This window comes from Nitrospira sp. Nam74 (assembly GCF_965152615.1).
In genome coordinates, this window is the sequence record NZ_OZ224220.1 from 4,951,281 (window position 1) to 4,966,869 (window position 15,589).

Consider the following 15,589-nt stretch of genomic DNA (forward strand, 5'->3'; position numbering starts at 1 on the left):
CAAGCAATGATTTCTTTGGAGGATACACGGTGAGACATGCTCAAGTGGGTGATACAGTCCGTGTGCATTACACGGGAAAGCTACAGGACGGGCAGGTCTTCGATTCTTCAGAAGGACAAGACGCCTTGGAATTCACCCTCGGAACTGTCGATGTCATTAGTGGATTGAATCAGGCTGTCATAGGAATGACACCGGGAGAGTCGAAGACAGAGCGGATCGCCAGTGACCTCGCATATGGCCCATACCAAGAAGCGCTTTGTGTCAGAGTTGATGGCGCGATGTTCCGAGCTGAAGGGGTAAATCCTGAAGTCGGCATGCAATTGCAGGTCCCTGATGCAGATGGACAACGGATTCCAGTGCGCGTCACGGATGTTTCGGAAGGTGGGGTCAAACTTGATGCCAACCACCCGCTGGCCGGAAAAGATCTGGTTTTTGATATCACGCTGGTGGAGATAGTCAAGGAATCGGGTTCGGACGCTACACCAAGTTCGCCCTAATACAGAGGGGTCCGCTAAACGTCAGCTTCATCGCGACCGTCGAAGAGGGCGTCGCTCTATACCTACACAGCCGTCTTCATCGATTACGGGGATGCGACGCACCGGGTGCAGTCTCACCTGTTTCAGGCAGTCCTCGATGTCGTGGTCCGCATAACAGGTCACCGGATTGGTGTGCAGGCTTCGTTCCTGAGGATTGTGCAGCTGCTCGCGCACCTTCTCACCCTCTGCCAGTTCGGCCAGACTGAAGTTCAGACCGATGGTTCCCCACTCCATCACGGAAGGAGTATCCTCGCTGTCTCGATGATCTGCTGGCTACCCCTCACGTTCCCCTGCGCGGCTGACTAATTCGTCAAGCTGCCGCCTGATGCCAAAGCGAATCTCATCGATGACCTCGTCGCTCATTACATAATCAGGAAATGCACTCGGCTGATATGCCACGACATGCAGGACTTTGAGTTTAGCGCGACACGCCGACGCGAGAAAGAACGCAACCTCCTGCCCACGCCCTGCGCCTTCAGAGAAATCCGTAGCGAAGAGAATTGTGTTCAGTAGCTGCATGTTCGTTAATCAAGTCGTTAGACCAAAGAGCGTCATCACGGACTCTGAGGGTTACAAAACCCCCAGCGCGTTGGCCAGTTGTTCCACTCCCATACCTTGACATCGAAGATGAGATGTTTGCCGGCAAGAGGGTGGTTAAGGTCCACGACGGTCATTGGCTGACCGTCAAGCAATTCGTAGATCGATCCTGTCCGTGCTGTAGGGGAAGCAGGTCTCGGCGGATTTCCATGATCTTCTGATCATCATACGGTCCAAAGGCCTCGTCAGGCCGTAATTCTACTCGGTTCTGCTCGCCTGGTTTCATCCCCATCAACGCATCGTCCAGGGCCGGAATAATCTCCTCCTCACCGGCAGTATACTCACTGACAACGCCTGGGATGCGCTGGTTGGTTTCCGGCACCATGAGGGTAAAAGCAATCGTCACGTTGGCCCCGCCTGTGACGACGTGTTCCTCAGCAGGCATGACACGTTGCTCACCTACCGGACCCTCTTGAGACGGAAGCGTCGCGGCATTCGCCGTGCCAATACCCAGTGCCAGCGCCAAACGAATGTTTCGATTGGTCTCATCGTATGCTCTCCTTTCAAGGTCATGTTTTTTATCCTTGTAGATCCACACCGCCTTAGAGGCGCAAGCGCGATGCCATATATAAATAGGAGAGCAGCACATGTGTCACCCTGCTTAGGTGCCATTCCAATTTGCGACGGGAAAACGGCTACTCGACATGGTGACGGACCGCGATCTCGTGGTTCGTGTCATGGCAGAACCACCGCAATCCCGAAACGCAGATCATCAACACGAGGTTGCGATCGTTTCCCCTCAGGGGAATACGGGTTATTTCAGGTTGCTGTAATCGTCACACTCCGAAGCCCATTACAGCATTGGAGTAGCGAGCATGTGTGTCGGCATGTTATGTCGAAGCCCTTGGTCGGTGACTGTCTGACGTCCGAATCAGGGGGCACTGTTTTTCACACCGCAGCCATGGCGGATAAGTTGATCTTCATCTCCGTGACACGATATGTCTGCGTTCGATCAGGTTCTTTCCGGCCTTCCTGTGGCTGGCTTTCTTGAGTGGCGTGCACGCGAGGCGTGCGCCAGGGAACCTGAACGCGACGGGACTGCGCGAATCAACGCCTGACGTTCTGGTCACTCACGGCATGGTCCGACAGGACGCCATGCGAGCCTTCATGCAATCAGGGGCCCACAAGGGTGCGATGCCGAAGCTCTTCAACTGGTGTGACGAGGCGTCCGTTGTCCACTGGAATCAGGACACTGCTGAACTTCCTTCATGGAGCGAGTCGCACCGCAGGATGGTCGAAGACGAGAGGCAATCGCGGGTGCGACATCCTTCGGACGCGCAACTTGACAAGCGCATCGCTCCGCCTCGGGTATAAAAGACGTTAATAAGAAGGAAGCACCGAGCGTGGACAAAGGCGTGAACGAATGGTTTTGCGACCGCAATGTAGTCCTGGCAAACTAAAAGCGTCGCAATCCCTTGAGTGCGAGCAAGCCTTCGTCGTTGCGGAAAAGACCGTGTGTGATGGACGGTGGCAATGCATGAATCACGCTTGAATGCCAACAGATATCCTGCAACCTGAGTAGAGGGCAGTGGAGCCAAACCGTGTCGGGGTCATGAGAACGCATTCGTAATCTTATGCCGCTTCAGGAGGTATTCAACGAGACGGGACGCCGTAGCTTCCCACTGGTCCCTTCGAAAGGCTCTCGCTCGGCACACGCGGGATAGAAACTTCTCGCGTCCCCGCCTCACCTTTCACACCCAGTTTGACAACAGTCCCCGCTGTGCCACGAATCGTCTTCACAAGCTGCTCATACGTCTTACCGGACACAGGCACGCCGTCCACTGCCGTAATTTCGTCTCCGTGTGCGAGACCCGCTTCATGAGCCGGCCCCTCAGGATGTACCATGCCCACATATAAGACCGCAGGATCTCCCACCCGCTCCGCCCCAACCTGAAGCGATACACCGATCACCCCGTTCAGAACATCTGCTTCTTTTTGATGTGCGTTAGGGTTCTGACCGATAGCTTCTTCTGACGTGCTCACCCCAACGCTCAACAACAGCGCGAGCAACGTAAACACTGGGATAGCTTTTATCATACTGTGCATTCCTTTCTCTCCTTCGTCTCAGGTATCTACGCCATAAAGCCGGGCGGTGTACCTGTATAGAAAGCATACCTTTCACAGCGCGTCGGCTACAAACCACGTGTGATTACTACTCTACGGAACGGTCCACGTGACTTATCTTTGGGGAATCACAGTCCAAACCACATCATCTACCTTGCGCTGGTGGGACTGACCTTTTGGGATCATCCTCCACAAACCAGCATGGTCTCCAATAAGCAACGCCTTCAAGGCTGGAGCGGCTTCACGTCGCTCAATGCCCCCATCACCTGCTCATGAAGGGCCAGGATTTTGGTCCGCTGACCAGGATTTTGCTCAGCCTGGATGAACAAGCAATCACGAAGCAGCTCGGCTTGCTCCTTCGTAAGGTCAAATTGCACCCTGGATGGATCTGGCTCAATGCTCATGTACCTATTTCCCTTTTCTTCTGGTAATGGCGCCGTCAAAGCCTCTCTGTACGACAGAGAAAGCACTACGCCCGCGGCTTGTTGTCCTCGCTGTATGGAGACGCTATGCCATACACTTCGCACTATATAATTCTGGAATCCTTTGGTGCACACTCTCAGGGTGAAAAGCGGTGCTTCCTTTCCTCCCCAGGTTGACCGCTTTCGCCTAGCGGTCCTTCAGATTCCTGCTGTTCAGCCATGAGCCGCTGGGCGGCCTTGAGGTGGGCCTCCAGGATGGGACGCGCACCGGCCACCATTTGTGTGAGCTGCGGATCTCGTGTTTGCCCTGCCAGTGAGCCCAACGTTTTCAAGACCTGCTTGTGCATCTCAATCTCATGGGAGACATACGACTGGTCGAATTCCTTGTCCGATGATGCTTGCAGCTTTTGCATGGCCCTCTCATGATCGTGGACGAGTGACTGTGTCTCGGGCCCGATGACAGGTAGCACCCCAAGACGCGCCGCGGTACCTGCTGATTCCTGAAGCATCTGCATGTGGTCCACTTCCATCTCTCGGCCATAGGTCTTGACCGCCAGACTATCGCCGCGCTCCTGTGCAAGACGACCCCCTTCCAAATCTCCTTTATTCGCGTGATTGAGAAATCCCAGCAGCCGGGCCTCGGGTGATCCTTGTTGTGCCTTCATTTGCGTGCCGGTCTTGCCCTCCTCCCTAGTTCCCGATTTCTGCTGCGGCATCCCGTCATTTGATGCACCGGTCATGGCGCACGCTCCAAACGCTAAAGCCGCTATCATAATGACGGCATTTCGGTACATCCTTACCATTTTTCTCTCCTTCTACAGGTCGTGATCGTCATACTGAGCACCTTGTAACACCTAATGGGTCGAGGAGGCATCGGTTGAGATGGCGATGATGAGGATCAATGCGACCTCGCTATTCCATTTCTGATCAATGGGAGTATCTCGTGTCGATACGGCTGCCGCAGGCAGTCGGAGTCGTATTGTGATGTAAAGAACCGGGCCACGACTGTGTCGGGATAGCTTGAGTCGCCGCAGTGCCGAGGCTTCGGGTTATTGCTGAAGAGTCCGAGGTGCGCTGAAGCGATTCAGTCCTTTATCAAGTTCCCATGGCCGCGATTGGGGTCCCCGCGCTCAACCGCAATTGGCGTTTACTCAATCTCAGCGAGCAGCTTGTAGGCATTTTTGACGGCTTGTACACCGGCCTCAGTGCGACCATAGCGGGCATGATTGATGGCCTCCTTTAATACGCGTATTGGGTCTTGTAGACGACGGCCTTGGTTGTTCCGTTCCGCAAGCCATGCGTAACGGAGTGCCACAGTGGCTTGTTCAGCGAGAGCGTTGTTATCCTTTCGGTGGCCGTTCGTTATGGCCTGATCTGCATGCTCCAACGCTGCGGCGATGTACTGATCCTGTCGAGCACACCCGGCGAGAACCGAGCTCAATATCATCAGGACTGTGATCACATGATGTGTTAAGCGCATAACGATGCATATCTTCCCTCGGCGCCGGACGGACGATCCTTCGAATCCGACATCAGGTCGGTTAGTTGGTCCGAACACCTCTTCATGCCGTCATTCTGTAGGTTGGAATCTTCACCTTGGTCAGAAGTGGACCGGCGTGGTTAGCGACGTATGGGGCGTTTTGTCGTTTAGCCGACCATTCCTTCCAGGTCGTCGCCACAGCACGATGGTACAACGCCTTGCCCGATGCCTACACGTGGTTAAGAGCGTATAAGAGATGCGACGCAAACCCTGGCATCAATCTCTTCAGTCGACCTTCCCGTGCCACGTGCGTAGATTCTTCCCATTGAGCTAAGAACTTCCCATTGTGTCCGCAATCACTTGGGTGCCGTGACCGGCTCGCGTGACAGCATCACGTCTCGCCACGAAAGGCACAGCTGCCGAAAAGAGGGTTATCTCGGGCGGAGTCTTATGGAGTAGGGCTGTCTATCTCATCGGGCGAATGGATTTCGCGTGCCCCTCGGGTGTCACATCGGCTTCGATTGGATCGCCCGGCCTGAACGGTGCCCCTGGACGCCCTTGTATCAAGGTGTCTTCATCAAGCTGCAATTCCATGCGTTGTCCGTTCGAGTCTTTCATGATGAGTTTGTTTTTCTCGTGCACAACCACTTCCCCTTTATATACGGAGGAGCGCGGCGCGCTCTTCTCTCGGTCCTCCATCGCGCCTAAAGAGACGGTTGGTATGGCCGGAATGGTACTGCTGCTGATGAGTAATAAAACGGTTGCGGCGATGAATCGGGCTTTCATAGATCACCCATCGTCATAGTCACTGGTACATGCGGCACTGGGGGCCAGTGTATCAACAAAGGAGCCCCCCTGAAAACCGAAATGAGTTGGTAATTCTCTTCGTAGCGACTCGAAAGAACCGAAGTTAGATCTTGGCCTGCCGAGCGGTGATAACTACCCAGAGTATTGCCTCCTTGAACCGTTCTAGATTTCGAGGAGCTTCAAGCACCTTCAGATCAAATCTTAGCTTTCCATCAAGGTCCTCTTCACCAAACTGCACGCCTGACACCTGGTTCAATCGTTGCCGGAACTCATCGAGAGTGTGTCGGTTCGCAAATATCCGTTTCTCTCGCATGTTTAAGACACGAATGACAATGGTCCCGTTCGTGCGAACAACTCGCTAAACCTTCAAACTTCACTGAAAGACGTGACGGTCTTCATCGCTATACTGCGTGGCCGGTCTCACGTTTCGTGAATAGGTACCGACATACCGACAACAGGGCCTACCCTCGCACTCGGACCGACAATTCGCGTCGGTACCATCAATACCGACACGTGGCCTCTGCCTCGCAATGGATGCCCCAACCGTCGTCCCCTGTCCGTATGTGTCGGTAAATCTCATACCGACGCCATACCCCGCGCCCAGGGCGGCAATGAGTGACTTGTCGGTATGTCGGTCCGGGATTCAGAGATGGAGGACGTCACTCTTGTTTCGCTCATGAGAACGCTCCATTTCCGACAATTTCAACGACACAATTGAGCGATAGTAAACCCTACATATTAGAAGGCTGGACGACGCCATCTGGCCACGCATCGCCCTCACCATAAGAGGCTCACGCATAAAAGTTGCTCACAAACTCACACAGTTTTTTCTTGCCGCTCTCTTCCATTTTGAGAAATTCAAGTCCGAAACGATTGCGCTCGGTCCACCGAACCTTTGCGACCTCAACGTGAATCGCATGACGGGGCAAGAGCATCTGCAAACGAACGTACTCGCCTGGGATTAAGGACGTAGGCGACTCGATTGCGCAACCGGGAAGGGACAGATTGAGGATCTCTCCTTCATCCATATACCAATCGGTTTGAAAAATGACGGGATAGCAGACAGGCACGCGAGCCGTTGTGCCCAGCCGATCAGCCTTAAGAATAAGCATAATGTGCCCGCTTAAAGGGTCCGATCGTCAATAGGAGACGCTGGGGTTGTTGATTCACACACGTTTGGAAAAGCCGGTCGGGACATCGAGGACTTCGCACGGTCCGCATGGCACGCGTGTGAGTACTGATGTCCGCCGGCGATGACTGCATCCACGACATTTCCACAGTTCATGCACTTATGGGCGGGACACAGCAGGTATGCGCCATCCCAGTCAATGAGCCCGACAGGGACCATGAGCCCGGCACAACGTGGACAGGACATAATCACTCCCTCGAAATTGTGAGGGACTGATCATAGATGAGCCTCAGGAAGCGGACAATTCCGCAGCTGTCGTACGACGAACGTCGAGGTTATGCCGCCGATCAATCGCCAACGGCACGACCCACCATGCAGGCTACGACATATACGACATTAACGACCTAAGGTCCTTCACGACGGGGGCTTTTGTCGTTTAGGTCGTTTCGGTCGTAACCCTAGTGACTCTCCACGGCTAAAACGATCGGCCTCCCTTTTCAGCCTCAGAGGCAAGGAGCGGATTGTTATGCGGTTTGTCGGGGGTACGCCTGGCGGAGTCGCGGATTCCGCAATCAATGGCCATGCGGACTACTTCGTCGAGAAGCCTTTCTCCATCGGTCCATTGGCGCAGTATGCCGGTATAGTAAGCGACTTCCTGGACTCGGTTTTGTCCGGGCCGGCATCAAAGACAGCAGCACTGCCAACACGTACGGCTCGTTCCCGATCACGGCAGATGCAAGACCGTCCGTGGTTTTCACGTGTGGTAATGTCCTGCCTGGGATTGCGTTGTCGACGGAATGCCTTCCCTATGCCTTTCCACTGAGCTCACTGTCACATATAGTTCGCGGTTCGCTGGGTCTGTTACATAATGGTATAAGGCCCTCACCTTAAAAGCATTACCGAACAGCAGCAAGACCAATAGCTTAGTAGACTCACCTGCCCAATAGCCTACAACCGTTTACAACAAGTTACAGCAGCGTGTCCTATATAGGACAAAGCAGATGTGGTATCTGTACCAGCGCCGCCTAATCTAAGCCCGCCACGCCGCCACCCGTCTATAGCCGACGAATAGAGCAAGACCGGAAAGGAGCAGCAGCCATGTCGAGGGTTCTGGGTTAGCAATCGACCGCTGCGATTTAATGTCCTCTAATTGCATGTCATTTATGCTCGCAACACGGTCTCCAGTTAATACTAATGTCGCCTCCGCACTAGAGGGAACTCCGATTCGATTGAAGCTCGGCCGGTCTGTGGACAGAATCCATGCTTCAACATGGCCATCGACTTTAAGTCCAGCAAGAATCTGAACTTGGTCTTCGTCGCTCGGGAAGCCTGTAATAGTCCGTGTGTCCAGTTCCGAATCTCTAAATCCATTGAGAAGAATGCCCGTATTCACGCCTTCCAGCATTAATGTCAGCTTGCCAAAGTCCCTGTCACCCATCGCCGAATCGGCGTCTAAAAGCGTGAGCGTAATGGACACCCGATCAACACTTCGCAGGGCCGTGTAATCTTGCCCGGCAAAATTAAAGCCTGGCTCACTGGTCACTTCAAGCGGCCCATTGCCGATTGGGCGATCAACGCCACTTTGGACCACCGTGCTGGTAATACTAAACGGAACTGCTTGAACGGCTACAGGGGACATTAGGGCAATCCATACGGAAATGAGAACAGTTAGGTGCCTATTCTCTAATCGCATTCTCCTCTCCTTTCGCTGGGGCATTATGATAGGTGCAGATGGGAAGATGAGGACTGTGACAAAAGCCAGCTTCAGTATGCCGAGCATTACACATTCGCGTAGTCTTTCTTGGGAGATGCTGTCTTCGGACTCGGTTTCACTAATAAAGCCATCGATTCTTCAGTCGCACATCATGAAGCGGCAATCGCCATACCTTGGCCTACGTCAATTTTATGGCCTGTAGAAATGTCGACCGCATGGTTGAGTCGTCGTCAGTGAGGTTCAGAAACTCGGGATTTGTGCCTGAGAGCAATGGGGCGAGCCCGACCCCGAGGAAATGTCCTGGTCCAAGCTCAACAAGCGTGTTGGGATGGCCATGCACGCCATGCTGCTGGGCCATGGTCAGATGCTTGTGCCAGATGGCATAGCAATAAGAGGCCGACTGTGATTGTCCTCCGATCCCAATCAGCTTCCAGCCGTAGTACGAGATACCCAAGCTGCTTATGATCCTTCGGCACCACCAGGGGAGCTTAGCGATCATTCGTTTGAGATGTCTCGTTCTGATCAACCGATGCACCAACCATTGTTCCGAGGCTTCTTCTACATGACGAGTGCAACGATAGATGCCAAGCATCCCATGATTTAACGGTCCTCATCGGCATGACACATGGTGGTTGCCTGCACGACAGGGCTATTACAAGTTCGGCGAGTCTGTGCTCTATTACCGGATCGAAGGAAAACCCTAGCCTCTGTCACTGTTCGATGCCGAGAACGAGCAGTATGGGTATAAGTCTGGTTTGCCGCCAGGGATGAAGCCTCAGGATGCGGCACGGGCCTTTCGCTCAGGATAGAAGGTCGCCGGTTTTGGCGTGAATCATCTGGCGAATGTGACATCCCGCCTGGTATGTTCGGAGCCCGTACCTAGTTAAAGGCTGTCGTTTAATCTAACATCCTGATTTCGGTTCTTAGAGAACTCTTACGTTTCGCACGATTTCATCGTATTGAGGGTGCCGACATTGGCACTGTAACTCGGCGAATCATCCAGAATGGTACAGCGCACCGGAGCGGGATGCTCAGTGAACGTCAGAAGATGCTCGGGGGCCTTTTGTATGATCCGCTCGATCCCGAGCTGGTCGCTGCTCGAACGCGTGCCCGAGACCTCTGCCATGTCCTCAACGCGAGCCGAGAAGGAGATCAGGACGAGCGCCACCGAGTCCTGCGTGAACTATTCGGTACGGGAGGTGACACGGTGTGGATGCAGCCGCCCTTCTTCTGCGATTACGGGTGTAACATCGAGCTTGGGCAGCGGGTCTTTTTTAATTTCAACTGTGTCGTGCTGGACGTGTGCCGCGTACGCATAGGGGACTTCACGCTCTTGGGTCCGGCGGTACAGATTTACACCGCTCTACACCCCCTAAATGCCATGCTCCGTCAACAACAGGAATTCGGGAAGCCTGTGGACATTGGTTCCAACGTCTGGATTGGTGGCGGCGCGATCATCCTTCCTGGGGTCCGAATTGGGTCCCAATCGGTCATTGGGGCAGGAAGCGTGGTGACCCAGGATATTCCCGACGGTGTGCTCGCCGTTGGTAACCCGTGCCGCATCATTCGTGACATCACGGAGTGACGGCGACATGTCCCGCCTGTCTTTCCAGCCACCCTCAGATATTGCATCCGCGGCCCTGTCTGCCGAATCTCTTTTAAACGAGCCGGTAATGTTATAAACAATTTGGATTATGAGGTCTCATGCCCAACGACATTGTAATTGAGCTATGGCACCACGGCGGTCATTGGTGCCTGAAGAAGAGTGGAGAGCAGTATTGGCATAAGTCTAAATACGACACTGAGTGGAAATCTGGATTGCCGCCAGGAATGAAGCCTCAGGATGCGGCGCGTGCCTTTCGCTCAGGATAGAAACAGGACGACTCGTGCCCCTTCTTTGCTTACAGGTTTCGAGGTATTCTTGCCTTGAATCATTCAAATCCCCGGTTTAAACTCGATGTATGTTAGCGCGACTCATTGCCGGCCTATTGTTCGTACTGTTGGAGTCATCAATCGGTTTAGCCGGAGACGTAATCCCTCCTGTCCCGCCCCCGGAAAAAGGAACGGGGCCGCCGCCGGCGACTGCCCCCGAAAACCCGTCGCAATCAGGTGCGCCCGCCATTCCCCCATCGAAAATTGATCCAGGGATAGAGCGACGTCCATCGGCTATTCCAGATTCGCGCTCAGCCGTCCCTCCGCCGAATGTAGATCCCAATATGTCGGTAAATCCTGAGACAGCGCCGCCTGCAAAGGACGCTCTTAAACCACACAAAGGCGAAGAACCCAGCGAGCGACCCAGTCGCTGATCGTCTATCATCACACCGGGGTCATCCTCGATACACAACAGTGAGGCGCGATGCAGTGAAGCACGACGGGCGCTCTTACACATCCGTGATCAAAAGAAAACAGAGATCAGTGAGAAATTTCTTCTTTCCCAGAACCACCAGCCTACAAATCCAGCCAAGATAGCAATCGGTGCCGTCATGCCACACACTAACCCGACATCCAGTACGGTCGGCGGGGGGACCACGATCGGGCAGGCCGTCCCTTCAGTTCGTTTCAACGCGCTTACTAGCACGGCCGAACTTTTTGCATGGCTTTTGAACCCGAACGAATAGAGGTCTCCGAAGACTGGGATGGCCCCGATCACACCGTTCAGCAATTGGTAATACATCATTCTGACAAGATCCTGTGAGGGAACACGTAACTGGCGTGCGGCGAGGAGAATATACGACCCGCAGACTACGGTCAGGACATCCCCTACCACGGGGATAAGGCCGAGGATAGGATCCATCCCAAAGCGTAGTCGGGTCCTTGGGATGGCGATGACGTCGTCCAAAATGTGCGCGAGGATTTCCGCTTGTAGTTCTTTTCCTCGGACTGCTTCCATCCCCAAATTGTACCGTACGTCTCTGGCAACTGTCCGTCGGCGAAAGGGCATGTCATGCTTGAATCACAGAACACACGACACATGGACGAGCTAACTCTGCTCCTGCTGGTGACGGTGGCGTTGCGTACAAGTACCACTACTCGGCGATTCCTGCGGTGCGATAGCATGAATTATGAGAAGCGCGCTTACCGCACTCGCAGTCATGTTCCTTCTCATCCTGGGGGTTGGCTGTGCAGGAACATTGGACGGCATTGGTTTCTACGGAACGACCGGTTATTACCCTCCACTGTACGCTGACCCGTTCTACACACCGGGCTTTCCCACTCACCCGTATCGATATGGCCCAGGCTTCGGCCCTCCGATCTATTCGAGCCCGTTCTATTATCCGCCACGCTTTTTTCCCCCGTATCGCACCTATCCACATCGGTATGGTTGGCACGGGCCCCGCCATCACCATCGGCGGTAGACGGTTCTATCGCTATGAACGGCACCAAATAGTATTTGGTGTGTGGGCGCGTCGGCCGATGGAGGAGGATCAGTCCCTATAGATAGGGAAGGTCTAGCGCGGTAGTGCAGCGGCGTGGCGGTCACTGTATTGGCGGTACTCCTCAGCAACTAAATCGAACAGCAGCCGGTCCATGACCTTCCCCTCGACCACGTGACAGGCCCGCTGTTTGCCAATGTAGCGAAACCCATTCTTCTCTAGTACACGGACTGATGGATGGTTGGCTTCCACGGCCCACGCGTTGATTGCCCGGAGCCCAAGCTCATTGAAGCCGGTCGCTAAGAGTTTCGACACGGCCGCAGTCGTGTGTCCTTGATTGGCGAACATCTTATTGCCCAACACATACCACAAAAGGGCTGTGTTGAAATGTTTATCAATGTTGGTAAGCGCCACCAGGCCAAGAGGGTGCTCGCCGTCACTCAACGAATACAGCTTCAAACAGTGCTTCGCATTCGAGCTCATAACCTTCAACAACGCCGGTGATAGGCTCTGAATGCCATTGCCGAAATCCAGCCACTGATAATTCTGGGGGTCGCTTAACCATCCCACTACCACAGCAATATCCGAGTCTTCCAGCGATCTCAGCTCCATGACCTAACAATCCCTCCTAGACGTTTCAATAACGTCTTACGTATTCTAAACATCACCCAGTTCTCTTAAGGCATTTGAACTGAAAGTGGACTCTAGCAGGAGCGTTGCGAGCATTGATGCTAGGCATCCTATGATTTTAAGGTCGTCACCGGCATGGCACGTCGTGGTTACTTGGTCGACAGGAACAAAACGTAGCGGAGCAGCCGTTCGCCGGCGGCATTAAATTCTCTTCGTCAAACCGATGAAGGTAACAGCGAAATACGGCAGCTTGCCACACCAGTACAGTGGCTCTTGCTCATCTTCAGGGGGAGCAACTGTGAGGGGAAAGTCTTGGGATCACTTGCGATTCGCCAGTCCCTTCTGGACACCAATCAGTGATCATGGTCCGCCATGTGAGCAAACGTACTTGGTCGAGCACCTCAACGTCCGTTTTCATCTGAGACTATGAACACCAGGATTAAATGGTCGTCAATCCTCGTCCGGTTCAGCGCCTCGCGTGCTCGTTCTGCCTCTACCATCGTCAGCATTTCTACCAACTCGTAACGGTACGAAGGAATGTACTGCGCTTCGATGATGTGTGCGGTCAGAACGCCGCCGTAGGGCGTGAACAACTCTTTTAAATCGTAATCAGTAAACCATTCAGGGAGCCCATCGACGGTCAGACGGGCTGGCACGAGCCATCACCACCCCTCTAAGAGAGCAATTTCATCCAGTGGCATGAAAACTACGCGTTGCAATGTTAACGAATGTTACCTGCTGGGGCAATTCAGCTTGGTGTGTGAGAACTCCTCAATTTACTCGGTAAAGGTGCATGCTTGGCAGACATGAACGCGGAGGGCACTGTTCGCGATTGGCATTACATCAATTCGTTGACAGCGTTGGGGGGTGGACCGGATTTATTTTGATTCGTTCGCTGATTTACCTTTGACCATTGGAAAATGATACTCGCTACCACCAGGACCAGAATTCGACTCTGATATATCGGACAATCCGCCGTGTCAGGAGCTCGAGAATCGAGCGTTTGCCACAGTAAATCTTGGCGTTGCCGGTCATCTCGGACCGTAGCAGCATGGACCGGTTCTCGATGAGCGTTCGTACTCGGAGGATTTTAGAGTCCGGGAGATCTTGCCGGTCGCTCGCCGCGGGGGCGATTGCCGTGACCGTCCCTGAAAATGTTTCACTGGGATATCCGCGAGCTTTGAGGCGCACGGCTTCTCCAACGGCGAGATCGGCAATCTCTTGTTCGGGCATCGCGATTTCCGCTTCAATCATTCTGAGATCGTGGACCTCGGCGATGAGATCCCCCTTGCTGATCAATTGGCCAACTTTTTCCTTGATGCGAGGAGTCGTGATCACGCCCGGATGCGGAGCGATGACACGGAGCAGTCCTAGCTGCTCTTCTAAATGATCCCGTCGAGCCTCTAACCGCGCGATCTCGGCCCTCGTGGCATCGATGTCCTCTTGCCGACTGCCGGCCAACACAAGGGTGAGCTTGGCTTGTGCCTCATGCGAATCCCTCTCCGTGATCGCCAAGTCCTTCACGAATTCCGAGAGCGTATCGGCCTGAACCTGTCGGAGCGTGGCCTCTGCTTCTTCTAACTCCTTCTCACGGACCGTCCGCTGTTCCTCGACATCATCACTGTCTCGCTTCGAGATGAAGCCTTGCCCAAACAAGGCCTTCACCCGCTCGAAATTATGCTCCGCGAACTTCAGGCGCTCCCGACTCTTCTCCACGGTCGCCGTCGCACGAGCTAACCGCTCCGTGCGAAACAGTGAGGATTCGTCATAGCGCTTCTGGGCCTGCTCCTGCCGCGTTTTTGCCGCGGCCACCGCTTTCCGTGCCACCTCAATCTCTTCGGGCCGTGCTCCAACCCGGAGCAACCTCAATCGAGCCTGTTTCTCATCGAGCTGGGCATTGACCTCCTTCAGCTCGGACCGATAGTCGCGGTCCGCGAGACGCGCAATGACTGTACGGGTCTCGACGAAATCACCCTCATTCACAAAGACCTCTTCAAGGATACCGGGGACCTCTGCCCGGACATCGGCATTTTCAATGGGGAGCACCCTAAACTCTCCGGAAACGGTCAGCTCGAGCCGGCCCAAGACGAGAAACGCGAACGCCACGACAACGAACAACATCACTTTTACCGGCCGCTTTGAAGTCCTCACACGTCCGATGGCGGTTGGGACAGCCTTAAGCCAACCCAACCCGCTTCTCCATGCGCGCCCCACTGGATGTCGGAAGACCGCCATGACGAGGGAGACGAAGAGCAAGAACCCGAATCCTTGATACCGTTGCACTAAACTGCCTCCCAGCCACCAGGCTAGAGAGCCGAGCAGCCAGGCGGAAAAGAGTGCGGCCAAGATTCTGTAGATCAGATAGATCTTCCGTTCACGGGGTGTCGCGTCTTTGTAGAAGCGGTCATTACGCGGGTCTTTGACGATAAAGATGCGTTGTTCGGGCGTGACCTGCTTGCTGAAACGCAGATCGTGACAGAGTTGTGGTAGGGCCGTGGAAAGATCCATATTCCGCTGGCTCAACTGGATAGCTGGATACTCGGGTTATTCGCCGGAAACCTCATTCCGGTTGTTGTTGTCCGGGGCGTTTGTCTCGGTCTGATTGAACATTGGCGTATGGGGCGCCGGCACGCCGACGCCCCGCAACTGCGTGTACTAGTTCTGACCGGGAGGTGCATGCCCGGCGGGGTTCACGGCCGTCTCGTCGATCGCCTGCCCGTTGGCTGCCCCGCCGCCTTGGGGGGTGTTTCCGCCCGGATTTGTCAACTCGGTCGTAATCTTCGGGGCGATCCGCTCTTCCAGCTCTTCGATTTTCAGGTTGAGAGTACGCATAAGA

At 54.3% G+C, this 15,589-nt stretch carries 19 protein-coding genes; 3 read left to right on the forward strand and 16 right to left on the reverse strand.

Annotated elements, in window-relative coordinates:
- Positions 1 to 29: 29 nt before the first annotated feature.
- Entirely contained in the window at positions 30 to 497 is a 468-nt protein-coding gene (locus ACWHYZ_RS23325; RefSeq protein WP_447985061.1) for an FKBP-type peptidyl-prolyl cis-trans isomerase, read from the forward strand.
- Positions 498 to 524: 27 nt separating this feature from the next.
- Here ACWHYZ_RS23325 and ACWHYZ_RS23330 read toward each other — a convergent pair whose 3' ends face one another.
- From ACWHYZ_RS23330 to ACWHYZ_RS23380, 11 genes are all read right to left on the reverse strand, one after another.
- Complete coding sequence (locus tag ACWHYZ_RS23330; RefSeq protein WP_447987633.1) at positions 525 to 770, reverse strand: CBS domain-containing protein; 246 nt, start codon at positions 768 to 770, stop codon at positions 525 to 527.
- Positions 771 to 809: 39 nt separating this feature from the next.
- The gene (locus tag ACWHYZ_RS23335; protein ID WP_447985062.1) at positions 810 to 1,055 is read right to left on the reverse strand and encodes a universal stress protein; all 246 of its coding nucleotides are present in this window, start codon (positions 1,053 to 1,055) and stop codon (positions 810 to 812) included.
- Positions 1,056 to 1,206: 151 nt separating this feature from the next.
- The gene (locus ACWHYZ_RS23340; RefSeq protein WP_447985063.1) at positions 1,207 to 1,722 is read right to left on the reverse strand and encodes an FKBP-type peptidyl-prolyl cis-trans isomerase; all 516 of its coding nucleotides are present in this window, start codon (positions 1,720 to 1,722) and stop codon (positions 1,207 to 1,209) included.
- A gap of 1,004 nt (positions 1,723 to 2,726) precedes the next feature.
- The gene (locus ACWHYZ_RS23345) at positions 2,727 to 3,179 is read right to left on the reverse strand and encodes a S41 family peptidase (protein ID WP_447985064.1); all 453 of its coding nucleotides are present in this window, start codon (positions 3,177 to 3,179) and stop codon (positions 2,727 to 2,729) included.
- A 242-nt stretch (positions 3,180 to 3,421) separates the two neighbouring features.
- Complete coding sequence (locus ACWHYZ_RS23350; RefSeq protein WP_447985065.1) at positions 3,422 to 3,601, reverse strand: hypothetical protein; 180 nt, start codon at positions 3,599 to 3,601, stop codon at positions 3,422 to 3,424.
- 155 nt (positions 3,602 to 3,756) lie between these two features.
- Positions 3,757 to 4,359 carry a DUF4142 domain-containing protein gene (locus tag ACWHYZ_RS23355; protein ID WP_447985066.1) on the reverse strand — a complete coding sequence of 201 codons (603 nt, stop codon included), beginning with the start codon at positions 4,357 to 4,359 and terminating at the stop codon, positions 3,757 to 3,759.
- Positions 4,360 to 4,766: 407 nt separating this feature from the next.
- Positions 4,767 to 5,099, reverse strand: coding sequence for a small metal-binding protein SmbP (smbP, locus tag ACWHYZ_RS23360; protein ID WP_447985067.1), 333 nt, complete (start codon positions 5,097 to 5,099; stop codon positions 4,767 to 4,769).
- A 465-nt stretch (positions 5,100 to 5,564) separates the two neighbouring features.
- Positions 5,565 to 5,885 carry a hypothetical protein gene (locus ACWHYZ_RS23365; protein WP_447985068.1) on the reverse strand — a complete coding sequence of 107 codons (321 nt, stop codon included), beginning with the start codon at positions 5,883 to 5,885 and terminating at the stop codon, positions 5,565 to 5,567.
- Between the two features lie 812 nt (positions 5,886 to 6,697).
- Positions 6,698 to 7,018: a PilZ domain-containing protein gene (locus tag ACWHYZ_RS23370; protein ID WP_447985069.1), complete on the reverse strand. Its 321-nt coding sequence runs from the start codon at positions 7,016 to 7,018 to the stop codon at positions 6,698 to 6,700.
- Positions 7,019 to 8,065: 1,047 nt separating this feature from the next.
- Positions 8,066 to 8,728, reverse strand: coding sequence for a PEP-CTERM sorting domain-containing protein (locus ACWHYZ_RS23375; RefSeq protein ID WP_447985070.1), 663 nt, complete (start codon positions 8,726 to 8,728; stop codon positions 8,066 to 8,068).
- 199 nt (positions 8,729 to 8,927) lie between these two features.
- Positions 8,928 to 9,248, reverse strand: a complete 321-nt coding sequence (locus ACWHYZ_RS23380) for a hypothetical protein (RefSeq protein ID WP_447985071.1) — start codon at positions 9,246 to 9,248, stop codon at positions 8,928 to 8,930.
- 528 nt (positions 9,249 to 9,776) lie between these two features.
- Here ACWHYZ_RS23380 and ACWHYZ_RS23385 point away from each other — a divergent pair.
- The gene (locus ACWHYZ_RS23385) at positions 9,777 to 10,334 is read left to right on the forward strand and encodes a sugar O-acetyltransferase (protein WP_447985072.1); all 558 of its coding nucleotides are present in this window, start codon (positions 9,777 to 9,779) and stop codon (positions 10,332 to 10,334) included.
- 810 nt (positions 10,335 to 11,144) lie between these two features.
- On the opposite strand, the gene ACWHYZ_RS23390 is transcribed toward ACWHYZ_RS23385, so the two are convergent.
- Complete coding sequence (locus ACWHYZ_RS23390; RefSeq protein WP_447985073.1) at positions 11,145 to 11,639, reverse strand: DUF4112 domain-containing protein; 495 nt, start codon at positions 11,637 to 11,639, stop codon at positions 11,145 to 11,147.
- Between the two features lie 172 nt (positions 11,640 to 11,811).
- On the opposite strand from ACWHYZ_RS23390, the gene ACWHYZ_RS23395 reads away from it, so the two are divergent.
- Positions 11,812 to 12,105, forward strand: a complete 294-nt coding sequence (locus ACWHYZ_RS23395; protein WP_447985074.1) for a hypothetical protein — start codon at positions 11,812 to 11,814, stop codon at positions 12,103 to 12,105.
- Positions 12,106 to 12,198: 93 nt separating this feature from the next.
- Here ACWHYZ_RS23395 and ACWHYZ_RS23400 read toward each other — a convergent pair whose 3' ends face one another.
- The 4 genes from ACWHYZ_RS23400 to ACWHYZ_RS23415 form a co-directional block, all read right to left on the reverse strand.
- Positions 12,199 to 12,735, reverse strand: a complete 537-nt coding sequence (locus ACWHYZ_RS23400) for a GNAT family N-acetyltransferase (RefSeq protein WP_447985075.1) — start codon at positions 12,733 to 12,735, stop codon at positions 12,199 to 12,201.
- 419 nt (positions 12,736 to 13,154) lie between these two features.
- Positions 13,155 to 13,409 (reverse strand): RNA recognition motif domain-containing protein, encoded by a 255-nt coding sequence (locus tag ACWHYZ_RS23405; protein WP_447985076.1) that lies wholly within the window; start codon positions 13,407 to 13,409, stop codon positions 13,155 to 13,157.
- A gap of 274 nt (positions 13,410 to 13,683) precedes the next feature.
- On the reverse strand, positions 13,684 to 15,261 hold the full coding sequence (locus ACWHYZ_RS23410) for an HlyD family secretion protein (protein ID WP_447985077.1): 1,578 nt from the start codon (positions 15,259 to 15,261) through the stop codon (positions 13,684 to 13,686).
- 147 nt (positions 15,262 to 15,408) lie between these two features.
- Positions 15,409 to 15,585 carry a hypothetical protein gene (locus ACWHYZ_RS23415; protein WP_447985078.1) on the reverse strand — a complete coding sequence of 59 codons (177 nt, stop codon included), beginning with the start codon at positions 15,583 to 15,585 and terminating at the stop codon, positions 15,409 to 15,411.
- Between the last annotated feature and the right edge of the window lie 4 nt (positions 15,586 to 15,589).